This is a genomic window from Rhizorhabdus sp. P4_G5 (genome assembly GCF_056401065.1).
In genome coordinates, this window is sequence record NZ_JBFUKB010000011.1 from 132,627 (window position 1) to 155,520 (window position 22,894).

Here is a 22,894-nt window from a genome sequence, read left to right on the forward strand (position 1 = left end):
GATGTACCCGCTCGCCGAGAGCATCACGCTGAAGGCCGATTGGGGCCATTCGAGTTGGAGGATTGACTGTGCCCCGCTCGACATTAGAGGCCTGATCGCTGGAGTTCTGCATGATATGCTGCATAGGCTCGTCCCGAGCGACTGGCGCCTTCCAGATATTCCGCGGGGACAACATGATATGGCGGACGAGGGTCGCCAACCCGCACCCAACCGGCAGCGTTCATCCGCCCCCTTTCGAGCCCCACGGCGAACTTTGAAAATTCCGTGAATTCACCACGCGGGAACAAGCCCTGTTCGCATTGCTGGAAACGGTCGGCGATCGCCTTGGCATTGCTCCAGTCGCCGCTGACTTTGGCCTTGGCCACCGCGTCGCGCAGCGCCAGCGCCGGGCGTGGCCCGCACAGCGCGCTGCTTGACCAGAACGCAGTCATCCTGTCCGGAGCAATACGCGAGGCGGCGTAATAGTCCGCCTCGTGCGTCAGGAAGCGGATATCGGGAGCAAGGTTGAGGTCGGCTGCCAGCAAACCGATTCCGAGGTACTTGCTAGCAACGACCTGCGGCAGCTTGCCGACCTGCGCCCAGAACGGACGGGGGAATTCGAACTTGAATGCCTCACTGTTGGCATAGATCATAATCGCCGTGTCATGGCAGGCTTCGCTAACATCATTATAGAATTGAACAGCTGTCGCGACATCGTTCTTGCACCACATCGGCACGCCCAGCATCGTGCCAGAAACGCCAAGCTCGTGCATCGCCCGGGTCTGGGCAATTACCTCGCGGGTATTGAGTGCTGTCGTACCAGCGAAAAACGGGATGCGTCCGCGAATGGTCTCCAGGACGCAGCCGACGAAGGCCAGCTTCTCATCCCAGGTCAGGCTATGGCACTCACCATAGGTGCCCAGGCTCATAAGCCCATCGACTCCCGCCTCGATCAACGCCTCAACCATTCGCGCTGTTTCGTCGAGGTCGACAGTATCGCGGCTACGCCAGTCCGAAGCGCCTTCCTTCGCCGGCGTGGGTAACATCGGCCACAGGCCATTGATTCCGGCAGATTCAATCCTGAGCTTCGGGGCGGACATTATCTTCTCCTTGAAAGGTCATCCGAGGCGCTAGCGCGGGTAATGCTGTCAGGACAATCGCCATTGTCTCCGTTTGACGTGAAGGGGACCAATGCGGCTGATATTCTGCTTGTTTGTCAGGCTGGTGCAGAAGGCAATGACTGCGGGCGCTCCCGTGGAGAACCTAGCCCCGAGAAACCGGAGCTGGCTGGCTCTCACGACGATGCCGGGAACGATGGTGTTCGAGGACAGCTCCGGCGGCGGTTCAATGCTTCGGTCAGGGCTCTCCGCCAATATGGTGCTGGTCGAACGTCTCGCGCGCGGTCCTGAAGCTGTCGACGTTTTCGACGATCCACGTCCATAGGGGAACCATCCGCACCAGCAACTCCAGGCCGGTTTCCGAGAGGGCATATTCGACATGAGGTACAACCTCGTCGAAATCGTGACGAACGACCAGCCCGTCGCGCTCCAGATGGCGAAGGGTACGAGTCAGCATCCGCTGCGTGATCCCGTGCATGCGCCGGCCGATCTCCGCATGGCGGAGTTGGCCATATACACCGAGCGTGTGAATGACCCCGAGCGACCAGCGGTTGCCGGCATGGGCCAGCACCTCACGGCGGACCCCGTCGTCATCGTCCCGGAGACCATCGCAGACGGTCTGGGAATATTGGAGGACGTCCTCCCGGCTTAACGACCTGACTGCAGTATCACGCATGTACCCATCTTTCGCACTTTCCCCTGAGTTGCCAGATCACCGGCACCAAGGTTAAACGAGTTAGAACGATGAATGATGCTATTTCCACTGTGAAGTCCCGGAATATCCTGGTGCTGGGCGCCGGCGAACTCGGCATGCCGGTTCTCCGCAATCTTGCGCGTCGCGCGACAGCTATTGACGGTGCCAGGATCAGCGTCCTGCTCCGCGAGAGCGCTGTCGAGTCCGGCGATCCATCCAAGCAGCGTGACATCGCGGAAATCCGGGAGGCGGGTATTGAGATCGTCCTCGGCGATCTGGTGAGTGACACAATCGATGAGCTGGCGGCGCTCTTCACGCGTTATGATACAGTGATCGGCTGCGCGGGCTATGCGGCCGGCATCGACACGCCGATGAAGCTCGCCAAGGCGGCTCTGCAATCCGGCATTCCGCGCTACTTCCCATGGCAGTTCGGCGTCGATTTCGAGGCGATCGGCCGCGGCGGTCCGCAGGACATCTTCGATGCCCAACTCGACGTGCGCGAGTTGCTGCGCTCGCAAGACAAGACCGAGTGGGTCATCATCTCCACCGGCATGTTCATGAGCTACCTGTTCGAGCCGGACTTCGGCGTCGTCGATCTAGAAAACAGCGAGGTCCACGCGCTCGGCAGCCTCGACACCGCGGTGACGCTGACGACGCCGGACGACATCGGCGTGCTGACCGCCGAAATCCTGTTCTTCGAGCCCACGATCCGCAACGAGATCGTGTTCCTGGCCGGTGACACCGTCACCTACGATGGGGTTGCGGATAAGCTGGAGGCAGCGTTGGGGCGTCCGTTCAAGCGGTCGGTCTGGAGCGTACCCTTCCTGATGGACGAGCTGGCGAACGATCCGAAGAACATGATGCGCAAGTATCGCGCCGCCTTCGCGATCGGTCGCGGTGTATCCTGGCCCAAGGCGGGCACGTTCAACGATCGCCAGGGCATTCCGGTTACCGACCTTTCGGCGCTGATCAACGCTGATCTGCGAAGCGCACGCGACAAGTGATGTGGGCGGGGCGACTGCGCGATTTCAGGTCATGCGGCCTATCTCCGAAGCCCCCGCGGAATCGAAAAACAAAAAAACGCACGATCAACCCCATGCACCCAGGATTTTGTCACATATAAGAGACTCCGTGGCGCTCGTGACGCGAGCAGCCATGGTCCGGAATCCGGGCCTGTCGTCGCGCCGACGCAGGGGCGTATCGCAATGTCAGGCCGGCCGTCCTCCCGCCGCCCCGAGCGTAAGCCCGCCATGCCCGCGCTCGACAGCCATGGCGCGGGGAGAGTAGAGGCGCGCGCCATGCATGGCTGGATCATCATCGACAAACCGCTCGGCCCCGGCTCCACCCAGATGGTGTCGGCGGTCAAGCGGGCGCTCCGGACGGGCGGCTATGGCAAATATAAGGTCGGCCATGGCGGGACGCTCGATCCGCTCGCTTCGGGGGTGTTGCCGGTGGCGATCGGCGAGGCGACCAAGCTGTCGGGCCGGATGCTCGATGCCGACAAGGCCTATGACTTCACCATCGGCTTCGGGACGGAGACCGACACGCTCGATGCGGAGGGGAAGGCGGTCGCTACGTCCGACGTGCGCCCGACGCTGGCGCAGGTCGAGGCGGTGCTGATGCGCTTCACCGGCGCGATCGAGCAGGTGCCGCCCGCTTATTCCGCGCTCAAGATCGACGGCGAGCGCGCCTATGACCGGGCGCGGGCGGGGGAGAGCTTCGAGATCAAGCGCCGGGCGGTGACGGTCCATGCGCTCGCCATCGAGCCGCCGTCATCCCAGCGAAGGCTGGGATCTCATGCGGCTGGGACGGATCCGGAGTCGCGAACCTCTGCCGAGATCCCAGCCTCCGCTGGGATGACGATGGGGACCGACGTGGAAGAAAGTTCGAGCGGCGGCCGCCTCGACGAGGTCACCCTCTCCGCCCGTGTCTCGAAGGGCACTTACATTCGCAGCCTCGCCCGCGACATCGCCCAGGCGCTCGGCACCGTCGGCCATGTCACCATGCTTCGCCGCACCAAGGCCGGGCCGTTCACGCTGGATGCCGCGATTTCACTGGACAAGCTGGACGAATTCGCTAAGGCGCACCGGCTTGAAAAGGCACTTTTGCCGATGACGGCAGGGCTGGACGACATCCCGGCTCTCTCCGTCACCCCCGATCAGGCAAGGGCACTCCGCGAGGGGCGCCGGTTGATCGGGATCGCCGCACCCACCGGCCTCAACCTTGCGCTCGAAGGCGATGTGCCTGTCGCATTGGTCGAAGCAGAGGATCAGGAGATCCGGGTGGTGCGCGGTTTCAACCTGATGTCGAAGGAAGATGCATGACTGTTACCGCCGAGCGCAAGACCGCGATCATTGCCGACAACGCCCGTTCCGATGGCGACACCGGCAGCCCCGAAGTCCAGATCGCGATCCTGACCGAGCGCATCACCAACCTGACCGAGCATTTCAAGATCCACGCGAAGGACAACCATTCGCGCCGCGGTCTGCTGATGCTGGTCAACAAGCGTCGCAGCCTTCTCGATTATCTCAAGAAGGAAGACGCAAGCCGCTACGCCGCGCTGATCGCAAAGCTCGGCCTGCGCAAGTAAGAGTTTCAGGACGGCCCCGCATCGCGGGGCCGTTCGTCATTTCCGGCCTGGTGCAATTCGGTACCGGGCAGGAGGGCGGGCACAAGCTCCCGCCACGGCAGGCCGAAGGACGGCCTGCACCACGCGATGGCAAACGGCGACGATGCCCAGCCATCCGCATAGGCCCCGGCCGCATAGGGCGTCCGGAGACAAGGAAATCAGATGTTCGATACCAAGAAAGTTGAAATCCAGTGGGGCGGTCAGACGCTCACGCTGGAAACGGGCCGCGTTGCCCGCCAGGCTGACGGCGCGGTGCTCGCGACCCTCGGCGAGACCGTCGTCCTCTGCGCCGTCACGGCGGCGCGCAGCGTCAAGGAAGGGCAGGACTTCTTCCCGCTGACCGTCCATTATCAGGAGAAGTATTTCTCGTCGGGTCGCATCCCCGGCGGCTTCTTCAAGCGCGAGCGCGGCGCGACCGAAAAGGAGACGCTGGTCTCCCGCCTGATCGACCGCCCGATCCGCCCGCTCTTCCCCGAGGGCTTCTACAACGAGATCAACGTCATTGCCCAGGTGCTGAGCTATGACGGCCAGAACGAGCCCGATATCCTGGCGATGATCGCCGCATCGGCCGCTCTGACAATCTCGGGCGTGCCCTTCATGGGACCGATCGGCGGCGCGCGCGTCGGCTATCAGGACGGCGAATATATCCTCAACCCGACCGACGAACAGGTTGCGGCGGGCGAGCTCGAGCTCGTCGTGGCCGGCACCCAGGACGCTGTGATGATGGTCGAATCCGAAGCCAAGGAGCTTTCGGAAGAGGTCATGCTCGGCGCCGTGATGTTCGCGCATCGCGCCTGCCAGGACGTGATCGGCGCGATCATCAAGCTCGCCGAGAAGGCCGCCAAGGATCCGTGGGAAATGGCCCCGCAGGCCGATCTGTCCGCCGCCAAGACCAAGCTCAAGAAGCTGGTCGGCAAGGATATCGAAGCCGCCTACAAGCTGACCAACAAGTCCGCGCGTTCGGCCGCGCTGAACGAGGCGCGCGCCAAGGCGAAGGCGGCTTTCGCCGATGCCACGCCGCAGGACCAGATGGCCGCCAGCAAGCTCGTCAAGAAGCTCGAGGCCGAAATCGTCCGCACCGCCATCCTCAAGGATGGCCGCCGCATCGACGGCCGCGACACCAAGACGGTCCGCCCGATCCTCGCCGAGGCGCATTTCCTGCCCCGCGCGCATGGTTCGGCGCTGTTCACCCGCGGTGAGACGCAGAGCATCTCCACCTGCACCTTGGGCACCAAGGAATCGGAGCAGATGATCGATGGCCTGACCGGCCTGCGCTACGAGCATTTCATGCTGCACTATAACTTCCCGCCCTATTCGGTCGGTGAAGTCGGCCGCTTCGGCGCGCCGGGCCGCCGTGAAGTCGGTCATGGCAAGCTGGCATGGCGTGCGCTGCACGCGGTGCTGCCGACCAAGGAGGAGTTTCCCTACACGATCCGCCTGACCTCGGACATCACCGAGTCGAACGGCTCCTCGTCGATGGCCACGGTGTGCGGCGGTTCGCTCGCGCTGATGGATGCCGGCGTGCCGATCAAGCGTCCGGTGTCGGGCATCGCGATGGGCCTGATCCTCGAAGGCAAGAACTTCGCGGTGATCAGCGACATCCTCGGCGACGAAGATCACCTCGGCGACATGGACTTCAAGGTCGCGGGTACGTCGGAGGGCATCACCAGCCTTCAGATGGACATCAAGATTGCCGGTATCACCGAGGAGATCATGAAGGTCGCGCTGGCCCAGGCCAGCGAAGGCCGCGCTCACATCCTGGGCGAAATGGCCAAGGCGCTCGACTCGACCCGGACCGAACTGTCGGCGCACGCGCCGCGGATCGAATCGATGTCGGTGCCCAAGGACAAGATCCGCGACATCATCGGCACCGGCGGCAAGATCATCCGCGAGATCGTCGCCACCACCGGCGCGAAGGTCGACATCGACGATGACGGCACCGTCAAGATCTCGTCGTCCGATCCCGCGCAGATCGAAGCCGCGCGCAACTGGATCATCGGCATCGTCGCCGAGCCGGAAGTGGGCAAGGTCTATGTCGGCAAGGTCGTCAATCTCGTCGATTTCGGCGCGTTCGTGAACTTCATGGGCGGCAAGGACGGTCTCGTCCACGTCTCGGAGATCAAGAACGAGCGGGTCGAGAAGGTGGCCGACGCGCTGACCGAAGGCCAGGAAGTCAAGGTCAAGGTGCTTGAGATCGACCAGCGCGGCAAGGTTCGCCTGTCGATGCGCGTCGTCGATCAGGAAACCGGCGAGGAACTGCCCGACACGCGTCCGCCCCGTGAGGAGCGTCCGCGTGGTGACCGTGGTGATCGCGGCCCGCGCCGCGACGGCGGCGACCGTGGTCCGCGCCGCGATGGCGACCGTGGTCCCCGTCGCGAAGGCGGCGATCGTGGTCCCCGCGGCGAAGGCCGTGGCGATCGTGGCCCGCGTCGCGAGCGCAGCGAAGACGGCAATGATGACGGCCCCGCGCCCGATTTCGCGCCGGCCTTCCTGACCCGTGACGACGACTGATACCGCTCGATCCTCCCACGCCCGGCGCGGGAGGATCCGAACAGGAGAGAGGGGGAGCCCGCGCGGCTCCCCCTTTTTTCGTTGTGGCCCCGGCACTTGCATCGGCTACAGTGCCGCCGTGCAGTCCTCCGAGCTCGCCGCCTATGCCATCGCCGCGCCGATCGTCGCGGCGGCGCTGTTCATCCGCTTCCGGCGCATGGGCAGGTCGCAGCGCCTGCGGCTGTCGACGCTGTGGATCATCCCCACCATCTTCCTCCTGTTCGCCGGCGCGGTGATCGTGCAGTTCCCGCCTTCGGGCTGGGGCTGGCTGTGGATAGGCACCGCGCTCATCCTGGGGAGCGCGATCGGCTGGCAGCGCGGGCGGCTGGTGGAGATCGCCGTCGATCCCGGGACGGGCCTGCTCAACCAGCGCAGCTCGCGCGGCGCGCTGGTGTTTCTCGGCCTGCTGATGTTGCTGCGCTGGGGCCTGCGGTCGGTGGTGGAAGTCAGCGACGCGCACTGGCATCTCGGCGCCATGCTGGTGAGCAGCATCACCATCGCCTTCGCCGCCGGCGTGCTCAGCGCCTACCGCGTCGAACTATATTTGCGCGCGCGAGGATTGTTACGACCCCGTTAACCCATGGCCATGACGCTTCGCTTATGGGTATGTGACGTTGTGCAGAGCAGCGAAAGTCTGGCCGGGCTATTCGGGGGAACAGGTTGGCGAGTTCAGGCGTAAAGATGTTGGAACGTCTTCCGCTCGGTCGCGACCGGGTTTTGCCGGTATATGCATGCACGCTTGCGATCTGCCTGCTGTCCTTCCTGGTGAGATGGCTGGCAACGCCGTTCATGCCCAGCGGCTATCCCTTTGTCAGCTTCTTCCCGGCGGTCATCCTGTCGACCTTCCTGTTCGGTATCCGTGCCGGGATCGTGGCGGGCGTGGTGAGCGGCATCGCTGCCTGGTATTGTTTCATCCCACCCTCCTTTTCGGTGAAATGGTCGGGCGCGGCGGCATTCGCGCTGGCCTTCTACACGGGCGTGGCAGCGATCAACATCGGGCTGATTCATTGGTTGCAGCGCATCAATGAGCGGCTCGCCGAAGAGCGCGAGCGCAGCCGCCGGCTCGCCGAGCGCAGCGAATTGCTGTTTCGCGAGCTCCAGCACCGGGTATCGAACAACCTGCAGGTCATCAGCGGATTATTGTCCCTGCAGATGCGCGGCGTGTCCGATGCGGCGGCGCGGCTGGCGCTCGACGAGGCGGCGCGGCGGCTCGCGCTGATCGGCCGTATCCATCGCCAACTCCATAGCCCGCATGGGGAGCAACTCCGCCTTGCGGCCTTTCTCGAGCAGTTGATCATCGACCTGATCGATGCCAGCGGCCGGCCTGGCATCGACTATCGCGTGGAGGCGATGGAGGACGTCGACCTGGCGGCGGATGCGGCGGTGCCGATGGCGCTGATCATCGCTGAGGCCATCACCAACGCGATCGAGCATGGATTTGCGAAGGGAGAGGGCGGCCATATCCTGATCGCCGTGCGACGGGTGGACGCTATGGTCGAGATCAGCGTGAGCGATGACGGCGCCGGCTTGCCGGCGGATTTCGATCTGGCGACGTCGGACAGCCTCGGCCTGAAGCTCGCGCAGATGCTGGCCCGCCAGCTGGGCGGTACTTTCCGACTGGCCGGCGGTGCTGGCACCACCGCGGTGCTGCGCATCCCCTGACGCGCGAGCCTGGCAGACGCTGTTCTCGGGCGACCCGCCGCGCAAGCAGGCGGCTTCAGATATGCGCCCCGCGCCGCCATCCCATCTGTTCGGTGTAGTGGCGCCGGCACAGCGCGACATAGCGCTCGTTGCCGCCGACTTCGATCTGAGCGCCCTCCTTGACCGCGAAGCCTTCATCGTCGACGCGCAGGTTCATCGTCGCCTTGCGGCCGCAGGCGCAGATCGCCTTCAACTCGATCAGATTGTCGGCGATCGCCAGCAATGCCGCGCTGCCCGGGAACAGCTGGGCCTGGAAGTCCGTGCGCAGGCCATAAGCCAGCACGGGAATATCGAGTTCGTCGCACACCGCCGCGAGCTGGAACACCTGCGCGCGGGTCAGCCACTGTGCCTCGTCGACCAGCACGCAATGCACCGCCGTCTCGGCCAGTTCGATCGCGACTTCCTCGAACAGGTCGGTGTCGGAGTCGATCGCCGTGGCATGCGACGCCAGCCCGATGCGCGAGGTGATCTTGCCGGGCTCGAATCGGTCGTCGAACGCCGCGGTGAACAGCAGCGTCCGCATGCCGCGCTCGCGATAGTTGAAATCGGCCTGGAGCAGCGTCGTCGACTTGCCCGCGTTCATCGCCGCATAATAGAAATAGAGCTTCGCCATCGCTGGCCTGTTCCCCCGACATCCGCCGAGTCCGACGCTACAATATTGCCGCGCGACAACCACATCTTTCTGGCGGCGGCGGCTATCTTCCCCGATAGCGGCGGCGATGAAGATGCCTCCCGAAAACGCGCCGCGCGTCCGCTTCCGCTGGTCGCGCTACCACGCAATGACGATCGCGGTGCCGGCGGACAAGGCGATGCGCGATCGGATCATCTCCGGCATCGGCGCGCTGGTCGGCATCATCGCCACCGGCCTGCTGGTCGGCAGCCTCACCGGCGTCGGCGCCCATATGCCGCTGCTGATCGCGCCGATCGGCGCTGCGGCGGTGCTGTTGTTCGCTGTGCCGGCCAGCCCGATGGCGCAACCCTGGCCCGTCATCGCGGGCAATGTCGTTTCCGCCATCGTCGGCGTCAGCGTGGCCCGGATCGGCGCCGGCCCGATGGTTGCGGCGGGCCTCGCCGTGGGCTGCGCGATCGTGGCGATGGCGTTGCTGCGCTGCCTCCATCCGCCCGGCGGCGCGGTCGCGCTTACCGCCGTGCTCGGCGGCCCCGCCATCCAGGCCAGCGGCTATGACTTCGTGATAGCGCCCGTCGCCGTCGATACCGTGCTGCTGCTGGCGATGGCGTGGGGCTTTCATCGCTTCTCGGGCCATAGCTATCCGCACATCGCCAAGCCGATTACGGAGCCAGCCGCGGCCGATTTTTTGCGCGAGGATCTGGCCAAGGCGGTCGCCGACTATCCCGACATCCTCGATGTGGCGATGGAGGATCTCGAGGAACTTCTCCGCGCCGCCGAGCATAATGCAATCGTCCGGCGCGCCCGGGGGCGCTAGCTTTCTTCGCCGTCGTCCTTGCCCAGATCCCGCGCGATGGCGGGATTGCGCAGCAGCGTGTCGATGTGACTGCCCTCGTCGAAGCTCTCATCGACGAGGAATTTGAGCTTGGCGGCATATTTCGTGTTCACCCGCCGGGCGACCTCGCTCTGCAGATAGGCGGTGTTGGTGCGGAGGGCCTTGATCACGGCTTCCTCGTCCGCGCCGAGGAGCGGCTTCACGAACGCCGTGGCGTGCTTGAGGTCGGGCGACATGCGCACCTCGGTCACCGAGACCATGTGGCTCGCCAATGTCTCGTCATGCACGTCGCCGCGCATCAGGACGTCCGAAAGGGCATGGCGAACCTGCTCACCTACGCGGAGCAGGCGGACGGACTTCCCTTCGGCGGTTTCGTTACGGCGCATTCTGCCTCCAAGACCTTCTCCCTTAGGGGAGAGGGAGGGGCCCATTGCGAAGCAATGGGAGGGGGTGAGGGCACGCCTTGCGGCAATGTCGTGCCCTCACCCAACTGCGACTAGGCGCGTCCCGCGCCAAGTCTCGTATCCCTCTCCCCAACTGGGAGAGGGAAAGCGTTACAGCGTGCGCTCGCGCTCCTCGACTTCGAACGTCTCGACGATGTCGCCGGGTTTGATGTCGGTCGTCGATTCCAGCGTGATACCGCATTCGAGCCCGGCGCGAACTTCGGGAACGTCGTCCTTGAACCGGCGCAGCGATGCGATCTGGCCGTTGTAGATGATGACGTCGTCGCGCAGGACGCGAGCACGCAGCTTCTGGCGGATATAGCCATCGACCACGAGCAGGCCGGCGGCCTTGCCGTGCTTGCCCGCCGAGAACACTTCGCGGATCTCGGCGCGGCCGACGACATGCTCGAGATATTCGGGACCAAGCTGGCCCGCCATCGCGGCGCGGATCTCATCGAGCAGGTCGTAGATCACGTCATAATATTTGAGCGCGACCCCGTCCCGCGTAGCGATCTCGCGCGCCTTGGCGTTGGCGCGGACGTTGAAGCCGATGATCGGCGCCTTCGAGGCCGCGGCCAGGCTGACGTCGCTCTCGGTGATGCCGCCGACGCCCGAATGCAGGATGCGAACCTGGATGAGATCGGTCGAGATCTTGTTGAGCGAGCCAACGATCGCCTCGACCGAGCCCTGGGCATCGGCCTTGACCACCACCGGATATTGCTGCGCCTGCTGCTCGCGCAGCGCCGAGAACATCGATTCGAGGCTGGCCGGGGCCGAGGTGGTCCGCTTCTGCTGGATCACGCTGGCACGGTAGGCCGCGACTTCGCGGGCACGCGCTTCGTTCTCGACCACCGAAAGCTGGTCGCCGGCCGAGGGAACGCCGGTCAGGCCGAGGATCTCGACCGGAAGCGACGGACCCGCCACCTTGATGTTGCGGCCCTTGTCGTCGATCAGCGCGCGAACCTTGCCGCTCTGGGCGCCGACGACGAAGATGTCGCCGACCTTGAGCGTGCCGCGGCTGACGAGCACGGTGGCGACCGCGCCACGGCCCTTGTCGAGCGTCGCCTCGACCACGCTGCCTTCGGCGGCGCGATCGGGATTGGCCTTGAGCTCGAGCAGTTCGGCCTGAAGCTCGATCTTCTCGATCAGTTCGTCGAGGCCGGTTTTCTTGAGCGCCGAAACCTCGACCTCCTGGACGTCGCCGCCCATGCTCTCGACCTGCACGTCGTGCTGGAGCAGCGCCTCGCGCACCTTCTGCGGGTTCGAGCCCGGCTTATCCATCTTGTTGATCGCGATGATCATCGGCACGCCCGCCGCGCGCGTGTGGCTGATCGCCTCGATCGTCTGCGGACGCAGCCCGTCGTCGCCGGCGACCACGATCACGACGATGTCGGTAATGTTGGCGCCGCGCGCGCGCATGTCGCTGAACGCTTCATGGCCCGGCGTGTCGAGGAAGGTGATCTTGGCGCCGCTCTTCACCTGCACCTGATAGGCGCCGATGTGCTGGGTGATGCCGCCGGCTTCGCCGCTGGCGACATCGGTGCCGCGCAGCGCGTCGAGCAGGCTGGTCTTGCCATGGTCGACATGGCCCATGATCGTCACGACCGGCGGACGCGTTACCAGCGTCTCGTCCAGATCGACATCGTCGGAGGCGACCAGATCGACATCGCTGTCGGACACGCGCTTGATGTTGTGGCCGAACTCGGTGACCAGCAGCTCGGCGGTGTCCTGGTCGATCGCCTGGTTCACGGTGACGGGCATGCCCATCTTGAACAGCGACTTGACCAGGTCGGCACCGCGCTCGGCCATGCGGTTGGCAAGCTCGCCGACGGTGATCGTCTCCGGCACTGCGACGTCGCGGACCTGCTTCTGCTGCACGGAGCCCGACTGATGGGCGCGGCGATCCTTTTCACGGGCGCGCTTGAGCGCCGCGAGCGAACGGGCGCGGGCGCCGCTATCGTCATCGAGCGCCTTGGTGACGGTCAGCTTGCCCGACTGGCGGCGATCGTCGCCCTTGCGGTCGCGCTGCAGCGGACGGCTGGGCTCGGGACGCTTCGGGCTGACAACGGGGGTGAACCGGCGCGGCGGCGGTACGCCGTCGCTGCGCTTCTCCGCTTCCGGCGCGGCGGCGGCTTCGGCGACCGCGGGTGCCTCGGCGACGGCAGTCGCCTCGGGCTCGGGAGCGGCGGCGGGCGGCGCCGCCGGCTGGGCAGGAGCGCGTTCGGCCTCCTCTTCGGCGCGGCGCTTTTCGTCGGCGCGGCGCTTCTCTTCCTCGCTCGCTTCCATCTTCAGCCGCTCATCGCGACGGCGCGCTTCCTCGAGCGCGGCCATGCGTGCTTCGTCGGCCTCGCGCAGCAGGCGCTCCTGCTGCTCACGGCGCTCGAGCGGCGTCATCGGGCGCATCTGCGTGGGCTGGGGGGCAGGGCGTGGTGCTGCTGCCGCGGGCGCGGGCTGGGCAGGCGCGGCCTGTGCGACGGGGGCGGGTGCAGGCGTCGGTTCATCGATCACCTGGGGCTCGGCCTCGCCCGGGCGTCCGCCGAGCACGCGGCGGCGCTTGACCTCGACGACCACGGTGTTCGAACGGCCGTGGCTGAAGCTCTGCTTCACCTGGCCCGTCTCGACCGTGCGCTTGAGGCCCAGTGGCGCGCGCATTCCCAGCTTCGGCTTGTCGTTATCACTCATCTGGTAACCGAACCCTTCACTTCACGAATTTGTAGCGCCGATGGACCCTGCGGATCGACTCCGCAAGGCTGAAGCGCTCTCAGAACGTCCTATGAAGCCGCACCAGCGGCTCAAAGCGTCAGCCACGCGCACGGCAGATGCCGGCACGGTCAGCCCGATATGTACCACATTGTCCCGGCCTAACGCCATCGACAATATGGTGCGTTCGGCCGGGATTACTACCCCGCGAAGGTCCGATCCTTCGGCGTCCCGGCCCATCCGCAGCGCCTGGTCCAGCTTGCGGTTGCCGTCCTCCGAGGCATCGGCGGCGTGCAGCAGGAGATGCAGCTGGCCGCGCCGGGCGGCATCGCCGATCCGGTCGGACCCGGTGAGCAGTGCCCCCGCCCGCGCTTCCAGGCCGAGCCGGTCGAGCGCAGCCCGGCGCAGGCCGTCCTCGATCCGCTCGGGGAGGTCGGCGGGAATGGTGAAAGAGCCGTCCTTGAAGGCGCGGGCGAGCGCGCCCTTGAGCTTGCCCTTGGCGATGGCGGTCTCGAGCGTTGCGCGGTCGACGCCGATCCATGCGCCGCGCCCGCCGGCCCGGGCGCGAAGATCGGGCATGACGGTGCCGTCGGGCCCGATCGCCAGCCGGATCAGCTTGCCGCGCGCGTCATGCTCCCCGGTCAGGATGCACTTGCGTTCGGGAACATGCTTTTCCCGCCGCGGAGGCCGATCCTCCGAGTCCTGATCCGGTGCTAGCGGAACGTCCTGATGGTCATCGTGTGCCATTCGCGGGAGCGACCTCCTGCGTGGCGGTGGCGGGACGGTCGGCGATCAGCAGCCCGCCCGAGCCATAATTCTCCGTCGAAATCTCGGTGATGTTCACCTGCACCGCGCTCGCGGGCTTGCCGAGATGCGCGCCCAGCGACCGCGTCACGTCAGCGACGATGGCGGCCTTCTGTTCGCGCGTGGCGGAGCCCGCGATCCGGATGTCGACGAACGGCATGGGTGTCAGGCCTCGTCGGCGAACCAGTGGGCGCGGGCGGCCATGATGATCTCGTTGCCCTGATCCTCGCTCAGGCCATATTCGCCGAGCACGCCCGCCTTGTTCTCCTCGCGCTCCGCACGCTCGGGGCGATCGGGCTTGTCGCTGCTCGGCCGGCGGCGCTGCTCGGCCCGCTTCTTCTGGATCAGCTCGTCGGTGGCGAGATCGGCGAGATCGTCGAGCGTCTTGATGCCGGCCTTGCCCAGCGTGACCAGCATCGCCTCGGTCAGATAGGGCAGTTCGGCCAGCGCGTCCTCGACGCCGAGCGCGCGGCGCTCCTCGCGGGCGGCGCTTTCGCGGCGCTCCAGCGCTTCCTGCGCGCGGTTCTGCAGCTCGGCGCCGAGCTCGTCGTCGAAGCCTTCGATCGAAGCGAGCTCGTCGAGATCGACATAGGCGACCTCTTCGAGCGCGCCGAAGCCCTCGGCCACCAGCAGCTGCGCGAGCGTCTCGTCGACGTCGAGCTCGTTCTGGAACATCTCGCTGTTCTGGAGGAACTCCTTCTGGCGCTTCTCGCTGGCATCGGCTTCGGTCAGGATGTCGATGGCCTTGCCGGTCAGCTGGCTGGCGAGGCGGACATTCTGGCCGCGGCGGCCGATCGCGAGGCTGAGCTGGTCGTCGGGGACCACAACTTCGATGCGCTCCTCTTCCTCGTCGATGACGACGCGGGCGACCTGGGCCGGCTGCAGCGCGTTGACGACGAAGGTCGCGGTGTCGGGCGACCAGGGGATGATGTCGATCTTCTCGCCCTGCATCTCCTGGACAACCGCCTGGACGCGGCTGCCCTTCATGCCGACGCAGGCGCCGACCGGATCGATCGAGCTGTCATGGCTGATCACGCCGATCTTGGCGCGGCTGCCGGGATCGCGCGCGGCGGCCTTGATCTCGATGATGCCGTCGTAGATTTCCGGCACTTCCTGCGCGAACAGCTTCTTCATGAAGTCTGGATGCGCGCGGCTCAGGAAGATCTGCGGCCCGCGATTCTCGCGGCGCACGTTGAGGATCAGGCTGCGGACGCGATCACCGACGCGGACGACTTCGCGCGGAATCTGCTGGTCGCGGCGGATGACACCCTCGGCGCGGCCCAGGTCGACGACGACATGGCCGAACTCGACGCGCTTGACGACGCCGGTGATGATCTCGCCAGCGCGGTCCTTGAACTCGTCATATTGGCGCTCGCGTTCGGCGTCGCGGACCTTCTGGAAGATCACCTGCTTGGCGGCCTGGGCGGCGATGCGGCCGAACTCGATCGGAGGCAGCGGATCGACGATATAGTCTCCGACCACGGAGCCCTTCTGCAGCTTCTGCGCCTCGGCGACCGAAACCTGCTTGAAATAGTCGTCGACCTCCTCGACCACCTCGACGACGCGCCACAGCCGCATGTCGCCGGTCTTGCCGTCGATCTTCGCGCGGATGTCGTTCTCGGCGCCATAGCGGGCGCGGGCGGCGCGCTGGATAGCATCCTCCATCGCCTCGATGACGATCTCGCGATCGATCAGCTTTTCGCGGGCGACGGCATCGGCGATGGCGAGCAGTTCGGCGCGATTGGCAGTGATGGCGGTGGCCATGACGGACTTATCCTTCCACTTGAGTCTTGCGGGCGCCGCTGGGCGGCGCATCTTCGATCACCGTGTCGACACCCTCGATCGAGAGTGGCGCGGTGGCCTTGATGAGAGCATCGGTCAGGATCAGCTTCGCACTGGCGATCTGTGCCAGCGGGACCGCTACCTCACCGAGTTTATTTACACCGAGCGTCACCGAGTCGCCATCGCTGGCGATGATGCGCCCGTCGAACTGCTTGCGACCGCCTGCCCCGGACCCCGATCCGGGGGCGAGCGCTTCCGCAAGCTTCACGCGCACGTCGAAACCCGCCCAGTCGGTCCAGTCGCTGACCCGGGTCAGCGGCCGGTCGATGCCCGGCGAGCTGACTTCGAGCCGATAGGCTTCCTCGATCGGATCGAACTCGTCGAATTTATCCGAAATCCGGCGCGACAGCGCCTCGCAGTCGGTGATGTCGAGCTGTCTCGTGTCGGGGCGCTCAGCCATCACCTGCAAGGTCGGATCGCTCTTCCCGCCGAAGAACGCGACGCGCACGAGCGCCAGCCCGAGTGCCTGGCACTCGGGCTCGATCAACCTGGTCAGGGCGGCGATGTCCGCCATTCACGCTCCCGTACGATACACAGAAGTTGTTGCCTCGGAGGCTTCCGCCCCCGAGCCCGGCAAAGTTTCCAATGTCGAGAATTGTCCGCGCTATAGGCGAAGCTGCGCCGGGGGGCAATATGCGATCCGCGCATCGGACATGTTTAGACATTGGTCCGTTTTTTTCCCGGCCGTGGTGCTCGGGGCGTGGGCCTTAGCGATATCCTAACCATGTTGACGGCACAGCCAGGGCATGATCCGCAGATTGTCTTACATCATGCAAGCCGGCATGCCGCTGATAGTCCAGCTGGCCCTGTTGCTGATCGGCTTCACGTTCGTCCTCCTCGCGCCGCCGGCGCATGGGGCCATCCTGCTTGTGCCGCTCAGTCGCGATGCGCGGGCGCATGTTGCGGCTTTGGCCGTGGAGCGCGGCGCGCTGTTGATCGGCCGCGGGCGATTCGAAGGATCGCTCATCGTGCGGGGAGATCGAAATCTTCTGGGGGGTGCGCTGCTGCGCCGGGGGATCCTGCCGATCACGGCGCCGGAAATATCCTGCGGTGTCCTGGCAGGCGAAGGGCAGCCAGCATGAGGATGGCCGAACTCGATCAGGTCCGGATGCGCAGCATAAGGATGATGGCCTGCGCCGGCTGCCTGTTTGGCGTGTCGCTGGCGGCCGGGGTCGCCTTTGGCGTAATGAACGGAGGCTGGCCGCTCGTCGTCCTGGCCGCGCTCTTGAATATTCTACCCGTCAGGATGGCGCTGGCGCGCCGCCACGATCTGCAGGCCCGGCTCATGATGGGCGTGCTTGCCGCGGCGCTTCCGGCGATGTTGACCTATTCGTTCAAGGGGCATGTCTGGCAGATGGACATGCATCTGTTCTTCCTGGTCTCGCTCGCTGCGCTGATGCTGCTGTGCGACTGGCGGCCGATGCTGCTGACGACGGTCCTCGTGGCGCTGCATCATCTTCTGCTCGATTATCTGGCGCCCCAATGGGTCTTCGCAGGAACCGCCACCCCTGCCCGGGTGCTGGTCCACGCGCTCGCACTGGTCGGTGAATTTCAGGTCCTGACCTTGATGACTCTGCGGCTCCAGGCATTGCTCGGCGCACAGGCTATCGCACGGGCGAACAGCGAACGGCTGGCGGCCGAAGCCGAGGCCGCCATGGTCGAGGCTCGCACGGCGCAGGCGGATGCCGAACGCGCGCTGGCAATGGCCGCCGATGCGGATCGGCGCGCCGCGGCTGAACGCAGCCGTCGTGAAGAAGGCGAGCGTGCTGCGGCGGCGGCGCGATCCGCCGATATGCTCCATCTCGCCGGACAGTTCGAAAGCTCGGTCCGTCGCGTCGTCACCTCGGTGGGGGCCGCAGCGACCCAGCTCGAATCGACGTCTACCGCCTTGAACGACCTCGCCAGTGACAGCGGCCGCCAGAGTGCGGAGGTCGCCAGGCGCGCCGATGGTGCCAGCAAGGCGGCTCGTGCGGTGGCCAGCAGCGTGGCCGAGCTGTCGCAGTCGATCACCGGAATCGCGGCGACCATCGACGAGCAGGCCGCGCTGAGCGCCCGCGCGCGAAATAATTCGGCTACCGGGGACGAGGCGGTCCGCACATTGGCGGACCGCGCGACCGACATCGGCGAGTTCGCCGGTCGGATCAAGTCGATCGCTTCGCACACCAACCTCCTTGCGCTCAACGCTACGATCGAGGCCGCGCGGGCCGGCACCGCCGGCCAGGGCTTTGCGGTTGTCGCCGCCGAGGTGAAGAGCCTTGCATCGCAGACGGCACGCGCGACCGCCGAGATCACCGTGCTGATCGATGGCGTCCATGCCGGCGCCCGCGTGGCCGAGGGATCGCTCAATGATGTTTCGTCGGTCGTCGACCAGCTTGCCGATGCCGCCACGGGAATTAGAAAGATGCTTGCCGAACAGCGGCGAACGACGCAGCTGCTCGAGGATAATGCGAAGCATACGGCACAGGGCGCCGACGAGATGGCTGAACGTATCGGTGCCGTCGCAGCGGTCGCCAACGAAGCCGGTCGGCTATCGAGTCAGGTGCGCGGCGCGGCGGGCGACCTCGTTGCCCATGCCCTGGGCCTGGAGGCAGCGACGCGAACCTTCGTGCAGCAGCTGAAGAGAGGGTAGTTTGTCTTAGGCCCTCAGGCGCCGGGCGCAGCACATCCGTGCTGCTTGGCTTCCTCGCTAGCGCTCGGACGCGTTGCACGCGCTTGCCTCTTCGAACCTCTCGAGTTCGACGATGAGATCTGCGTCGGGACATGTCAGTGTCCCGCAAGGCCAAAGGCCGCCCGAGCTTATTGCGAGGAAGCCAAGCGAGGCGGATGCCTCGCGCCGGGCGTTTGAGGGCCAAACAAAAAAAGCGCAGCCGCCCTCAGGCGGCTAAGCGCATCTCCATGCGATCCCAGATCTCGACCAGCGCCTGGGTCAGTTCGCGCATCATCGCCTCGCTGTGCGCCGGGCCGGGCGTGAAGCGCAGGCGTTCGGTGCCGCGCGGCACGGTCGGGTAATTGATCGGCTGCACATAGACGCCATATTCGGCGAGCAGGATGTCCGACACCTTCTTGGCCTTGATCGGATCGCCGACCATGAGCGGCACGATATGGGTGGCGGTGTCCATCACCGGCAGGCCGGCGTCGGCGAACATCTTCTTGAGCGTCGCGGCGGCAGCCTGCTGGCCATCGCGTTCCGCCGAGGACTGTTTGAGGTGACGCACGCTGGCGAGCGCCCCTGCGACCAGCACCGGCGCCAGCGACGTCGTGAAGATGAAGCCGGGCGCATAGGAGCGGATCACGTCGATGATCATCCGGTCGGCCGCGATATAGCCGCCCATCACCCCGAACGCCTTGCCCAGCGTGCCCTCGATCACGGTCAGCCGCTTGGCGGCGTCGTCGCGATCCGAGATTCCGCCGCCGCGCGCGCCGTACATGCCGACGGCATGGACTTCGTCGAGATAGGTGAGCGCGTTATACTTGTCGGCAAGGTCGCAGATCGCGTGGATGGGGGCGACGTCCCCGTCCATCGAATAGACGCTCTCGAAGGCGATGAGCTTGGGGACTTCGGAGTCTTCGGCAGCCAGCAGCTCTTCGAGATGCTCGAGATCATTGTGGCGGAACACCCGCTTCTCGCAGCCCGAATTGCGGATGCCCGCGATCATCGAGGCGTGGTTCAGTTCGTCCGAGAAGATGATGCAGCCGGGCAGCACCTTGGTCAGCGTCGACAGCGTCGCCTCGTTCGAGACATAGCCCGAGGTGAACAGCAGCGCGCCTTCCTTGCTGTGCAGGTCGGCAAGCTCATATTCGAGGTCGACATGATAATGGGTGTTGCCGCCGATGTTGCGGGTACCACCGGAGCCGGCGCCGACGTCGTGAAGCGCTTCCTCCATCGCCTCGATCACCTTGGGGTGCTGGCCCATGGCGAGATAGTCGTTCGAGCACCAGACGGTAACCGGCTTCGGGCCGTTATGGCCGGCGAAGCAGCGCGCATTGGGGAACATCCCCTTGTTGCGCAGGATATCGATGAAAACCCGGTATCGGCCTTCCGCATGGAGACGGTCGATGGCCTGGGTAAAAACGCGATTATAGTCCAAGAGCCCTGCTCCCCGCCGCCCGCTCTACCAAGGGGCTGAATCGCCCGCCTTTTAAGATGTCGTTCGCGCAAATGCCAGAGCGAACCTCTCGCAACCTTATATGCTAGATATGCTATAAAATCGATATGTCAGCGAGGCCGCGCGCCGCCAGCCCGGCGCGCAGCGTGTCGCCTATGTGCAGCGGCGCGGTGAACACCGCCTCGCCCCGTGCCGCGGCCGGCCATTGCTGTCCGTCTGTCAGAAATGCCACGCGCCGGGCGATTCCGGGTCCGCCGTCGATGAAAGCGAGGGGGCGCGGGGCCGCGGCCGCGAGCTCGTCGGCGACCAGCGGGAAGTGGGTGCAGGCCAGCACCACCATGTCGATCCGATCACCGCCAGGCTGATCGAGCAGCCCGCGAAGCACGGCGGCATAGTCGGCCGGATCGGTCGCCTCGCCGCGCAGCTTCGCCTCCGCCAGCTCGACGAGTCGCGCCGAGCCGTGGCGCAGCACGATGCAGTCGGACGCGAAGCGGGCGGAGAGATCATCGACATAGGGCTGGCGAACCGTCGCATCGGTACCGAGCACCCCGATCGCTCGTCGTGCCGAGCGTTCCGCCGCCGGCTTGATCGCCGGCACGGTGCCGACCACCGGGAGGTCCAACGCGGCGCGCACGGCGGCCAGCGCGATCGTCGAGGCGGTGTTGCAGGCGATCACGACCAGGCGGGGCCGGTGCCGTTCGACCAGCCGGCCGAGCAGCGCCGGCACGCGGGCCGCGATCTCGGCCTCGCTGCGGATGCCATAGGGAAAGCCGCCATTGTCGGCGACGTAGACATAGGAGGATTGCGGCAGCAGCGCACGCGTCGGCGCCAGCACGGACAGGCCGCCCACCCCGGAATCGAACATCAGGATCGGGCGTTCGTCTGCCATCGCGACCCCCATAGAGCCGGATCGTGCGTCGTGGAAGCGCCATGCGCTTCTCCCGGTGCGGCGAAGCGTGCAGGGGTTTAACCTTTATCATGTCGTGCCCGTAACCTTCTGTGCACTTGTGTGTGTTGCCATGCACATTGCATCGATTATGCTGTGGCAGCGCTAAGGGGAGCAACATTCATCCATGGTTTCGCTCACGGGAATCCTCGTGCTTTTTGGCGCTTATCTGCTCGGCTCGATCCCCTTTGGGATCGTGCTCACGCGGTTCGGCGGTGCAGGCGACCTGCGCCAGATTGGCTCCGGCAATATCGGTGCGACCAATGTGCTCAGGACGGGGCGCAAGGGGCTTGCGGCGGCGACGCTGCTGCTCGATGGCGGCAAGGGCGCGGCTGCGGTTCTGATCGCGGCCCAGCTGCAGCCGGAGCTTGCGTTGCTGGCGGGCGTGGCGGCGTTCGTCGGCCATCTTTTTCCGCTGTGGCTCAATTTTCGAGGCGGCAAGGGCGTGGCGACCATGCTCGGGGTGTCGCTCGCGGCGTGGTGGCCGGCCGGTGTCGCCTTCGCGCTGGTGTGGATCGCGATGCTGGCGATCAGCCGCCGTTCCTCGGTCGGCGGGATTGCCGGCGCCACGGCCGCGCCGATCGCCGCCGCGGTGGATGGCCGATCGGCCGTGGTGCTGGTGATGCTCGCGATGGCGCTGCTCGTCGTCTGGAAGCACCGTGACAACATCGCGCGGCTGATGGCCGGAACCGAACCCAGGGTCGGCGAGAGCTGAGCTGGACGCGATCGAGCTGACCGCAGCCGACCTGACCGCGGCGGAGCGTCTTGCCCGGCTGCGGCTGATCCGCACGCCCCGCATCGGCCCCGTCGCCTATCTCCACCTGCTCCGCCGCTTCGGCAGCGGCGAGGCGGCGCTGGCGGCGCTGCCCGATCTCGCCCGGCGGGGTGGTGGGCATGTGCCGGCCATGCCGCCGATGCAGGCCGCCGAGGCCGAGCTGCACCGGATCGATCGGCTTGGCGCGCGCTGCCTGTTTCGCGGCAGCGCGGCCTATCCGGTGCTGCTCGACCAGATCGAGGCCGCGCCGCCGATGCTGATCGTCAAGGGCGATCCCGCCCTGCTCGCGCGCCGCGCGGTGGCCATCGTCGGCGCCCGCAATGCCAGTGGCGCCGCCGTCCGTTTCGCCCGGATGCTGGCGCATGATCTCGGCGAGCAGGGCTGGCTGGTCGTGTCGGGACTTGCGCGCGGCATCGACACCGCCGCGCATGTCGGTTCGATCGCGACGGGGACGGCGGCGGTGATCGCGGGCGGCATCGACGTGGTCTATCCACCCGAGAATGATGCGCTCCAGCGCGACATCGCCGAGCGGGGACTGCTGATCGCCGAACAGCCGCCGGGCGTCGAGCCGAGGGCGCGGCATTTTCCCTATCGCAACCGGATCATCGCCGGGCTGGCGGCGGGCACGGTGGTGGTCGAGGCCGCGCCCAAATCGGGGTCGCTGATTACCGCCCGGCTAGCCACCGAATTCGGCCGCGAGGTCATGGCGGTGCCGGGCTCGCCGCTCGATCCGCGCGCCCAGGGCTGCAACCTGCTGATCCGCGAGGGCGCGACGCTGATCCAGTCCGCCGCCGACATCGCCGAGGCGCTGGCGCCGATCGGCGGAGTTTTCGCGCGCAGCCCCGCTGGCTTCGAACCGGCGTCGACGGCCGCGGCGGGCGATGCCGACGATCATGCGCGCAGCGCGATCGTCGATCTGCTCGGGCCGGTGCCGCTGCCGGTCGACGAACTCATCCGGCAGGCCGCCATCCCGGCCGGCACGATCCAGACGGTGCTGCTCGAACTCGAACTCGCCGGCCGCATCGAGCGCCATGCCGGCGGGCGGGTCAGCCTGCTTCGATAGCAGGCGGCGCGAAACAGCCCCTTGACGATGGTCGCAACCCCTCTTCACCCTCGTACGTGTACATGCGCGTAAGAGGATTGT

The 22,894-nt window shown here is 66.1% G+C and carries 22 protein-coding genes; 11 read left to right on the top strand and 11 right to left on the bottom strand.

Annotation, left to right across the window (positions count from 1 at the left end; all coding sequences use genetic code 11):
• Positions 1–83: 83 nt before the first annotated feature.
• A complete protein-coding gene (locus tag AC1DQK_RS17395) occupies positions 84–1,079 on the bottom strand; it encodes a dihydrodipicolinate synthase family protein (RefSeq protein WP_477872813.1) in 996 nt (331 codons plus the stop codon).
• Positions 1,080–1,335: 256 nt separating this feature from the next.
• Entirely contained in the window at positions 1,336–1,773 is a 438-nt protein-coding gene (locus AC1DQK_RS17400; RefSeq protein ID WP_477872815.1) for a winged helix-turn-helix transcriptional regulator, read from the bottom strand.
• A gap of 89 nt (positions 1,774–1,862) precedes the next feature.
• Here AC1DQK_RS17400 and AC1DQK_RS17405 point away from each other — a divergent pair, with 89 nt between their 5' ends.
• The 6 genes from AC1DQK_RS17405 (at position 1,863) to AC1DQK_RS17430 (ending at position 8,632) form a co-directional block, all read left to right on the top strand.
• Positions 1,863–2,795 carry an aromatic alcohol reductase gene (locus AC1DQK_RS17405; protein WP_477872817.1) on the top strand — a complete coding sequence of 311 codons (933 nt, stop codon included), beginning with the start codon at positions 1,863–1,865 and terminating at the stop codon, positions 2,793–2,795.
• Between the two features lie 294 nt (positions 2,796–3,089).
• The gene (gene truB, locus AC1DQK_RS17410) at positions 3,090–4,115 is read left to right on the top strand and encodes a tRNA pseudouridine(55) synthase TruB (protein ID WP_477872929.1); all 1,026 of its coding nucleotides are present in this window, start codon (positions 3,090–3,092) and stop codon (positions 4,113–4,115) included.
• Positions 4,112–4,381 carry a 30S ribosomal protein S15 gene (gene rpsO / locus AC1DQK_RS17415; protein WP_477872819.1) on the top strand — a complete coding sequence of 90 codons (270 nt, stop codon included), beginning with the start codon at positions 4,112–4,114 and terminating at the stop codon, positions 4,379–4,381. The genes truB and rpsO overlap by 4 nt, the downstream gene beginning before the upstream one ends.
• A gap of 201 nt (positions 4,382–4,582) precedes the next feature.
• On the top strand, positions 4,583–6,931 hold the full coding sequence (gene pnp, locus AC1DQK_RS17420) for a polyribonucleotide nucleotidyltransferase (protein WP_477872821.1): 2,349 nt from the start codon (positions 4,583–4,585) through the stop codon (positions 6,929–6,931).
• Between the two features lie 118 nt (positions 6,932–7,049).
• The gene (locus AC1DQK_RS17425) at positions 7,050–7,547 is read left to right on the top strand and encodes a CcdC protein domain-containing protein (protein WP_477872823.1); all 498 of its coding nucleotides are present in this window, start codon (positions 7,050–7,052) and stop codon (positions 7,545–7,547) included.
• Between the two features lie 104 nt (positions 7,548–7,651).
• Complete coding sequence (locus AC1DQK_RS17430) at positions 7,652–8,632, top strand: sensor histidine kinase (protein ID WP_477872825.1); 981 nt, start codon at positions 7,652–7,654, stop codon at positions 8,630–8,632.
• Positions 8,633–8,687: 55 nt separating this feature from the next.
• On the opposite strand, the gene AC1DQK_RS17435 is transcribed toward AC1DQK_RS17430, so the two are convergent.
• Positions 8,688–9,284 (bottom strand): thymidine kinase, encoded by a 597-nt coding sequence (locus AC1DQK_RS17435; RefSeq protein ID WP_477872827.1) that lies wholly within the window; start codon positions 9,282–9,284, stop codon positions 8,688–8,690.
• A gap of 106 nt (positions 9,285–9,390) precedes the next feature.
• Between AC1DQK_RS17435 and AC1DQK_RS17440 the strand changes: the two genes are divergently transcribed.
• Positions 9,391–10,116: an HPP family protein gene (locus AC1DQK_RS17440; protein WP_477872829.1), complete on the top strand. Its 726-nt coding sequence runs from the start codon at positions 9,391–9,393 to the stop codon at positions 10,114–10,116.
• On the opposite strand, the gene rbfA is transcribed toward AC1DQK_RS17440, so the two are convergent.
• The 6 genes from rbfA to rimP form a co-directional block, all read right to left on the bottom strand.
• Positions 10,113–10,520 carry a 30S ribosome-binding factor RbfA gene (rbfA, locus tag AC1DQK_RS17445; protein ID WP_477872831.1) on the bottom strand — a complete coding sequence of 136 codons (408 nt, stop codon included), beginning with the start codon at positions 10,518–10,520 and terminating at the stop codon, positions 10,113–10,115. The two genes, AC1DQK_RS17440 and rbfA, sit on opposite strands and share 4 nt — an antisense overlap.
• Before the next feature lie 168 nt (positions 10,521–10,688).
• Positions 10,689–13,259 (bottom strand): translation initiation factor IF-2, encoded by a 2,571-nt coding sequence (gene infB, locus AC1DQK_RS17450; protein WP_477872833.1) that lies wholly within the window; start codon positions 13,257–13,259, stop codon positions 10,689–10,691.
• Between the two features lie 21 nt (positions 13,260–13,280).
• Positions 13,281–14,024 (bottom strand): DUF448 domain-containing protein, encoded by a 744-nt coding sequence (locus tag AC1DQK_RS17455; RefSeq protein WP_477872835.1) that lies wholly within the window; start codon positions 14,022–14,024, stop codon positions 13,281–13,283.
• Positions 14,011–14,241, bottom strand: a complete 231-nt coding sequence (locus AC1DQK_RS17460) for a tautomerase family protein (protein WP_477872837.1) — start codon at positions 14,239–14,241, stop codon at positions 14,011–14,013. Before AC1DQK_RS17460 ends, AC1DQK_RS17455 begins: the two co-directional genes overlap by 14 nt.
• A gap of 5 nt (positions 14,242–14,246) precedes the next feature.
• Positions 14,247–15,845: a transcription termination factor NusA gene (nusA, locus tag AC1DQK_RS17465; RefSeq protein ID WP_477872839.1), complete on the bottom strand. Its 1,599-nt coding sequence runs from the start codon at positions 15,843–15,845 to the stop codon at positions 14,247–14,249.
• A gap of 7 nt (positions 15,846–15,852) precedes the next feature.
• On the bottom strand, positions 15,853–16,437 hold the full coding sequence (rimP, locus tag AC1DQK_RS17470) for a ribosome maturation protein RimP (RefSeq protein WP_477872841.1): 585 nt from the start codon (positions 16,435–16,437) through the stop codon (positions 15,853–15,855).
• Positions 16,438–16,732: 295 nt separating this feature from the next.
• Between rimP and AC1DQK_RS17475 the strand changes: the two genes are divergently transcribed.
• Positions 16,733–17,005: a hypothetical protein gene (locus tag AC1DQK_RS17475; protein ID WP_477872843.1), complete on the top strand. Its 273-nt coding sequence runs from the start codon at positions 16,733–16,735 to the stop codon at positions 17,003–17,005.
• Positions 17,006–17,007: 2 nt separating this feature from the next.
• The gene (locus AC1DQK_RS17480; protein ID WP_477872845.1) at positions 17,008–18,552 is read left to right on the top strand and encodes a methyl-accepting chemotaxis protein; all 1,545 of its coding nucleotides are present in this window, start codon (positions 17,008–17,010) and stop codon (positions 18,550–18,552) included.
• A gap of 244 nt (positions 18,553–18,796) precedes the next feature.
• Here AC1DQK_RS17480 and hemA read toward each other — a convergent pair whose 3' ends face one another.
• A complete protein-coding gene (hemA, locus tag AC1DQK_RS17485; RefSeq protein ID WP_477872847.1) occupies positions 18,797–20,011 on the bottom strand; it encodes a 5-aminolevulinate synthase in 1,215 nt (404 codons plus the stop codon).
• 112 nt (positions 20,012–20,123) lie between these two features.
• Positions 20,124–20,918, bottom strand: a complete 795-nt coding sequence (murI, locus tag AC1DQK_RS17490) for a glutamate racemase (protein WP_477872849.1) — start codon at positions 20,916–20,918, stop codon at positions 20,124–20,126.
• Positions 20,919–21,102: 184 nt separating this feature from the next.
• Here murI and plsY point away from each other — a divergent pair, with 184 nt between their 5' ends.
• Together plsY and dprA are read left to right on the top strand one after the other, a co-directional pair.
• Complete coding sequence (gene plsY, locus AC1DQK_RS17495) at positions 21,103–21,690, top strand: glycerol-3-phosphate 1-O-acyltransferase PlsY (RefSeq protein ID WP_477872851.1); 588 nt, start codon at positions 21,103–21,105, stop codon at positions 21,688–21,690.
• 31 nt (positions 21,691–21,721) lie between these two features.
• Positions 21,722–22,813, top strand: a complete 1,092-nt coding sequence (gene dprA / locus AC1DQK_RS17500) for a DNA-processing protein DprA (RefSeq protein ID WP_477872931.1) — start codon at positions 21,722–21,724, stop codon at positions 22,811–22,813.
• Positions 22,814–22,894 lie beyond the last annotated feature (81 nt).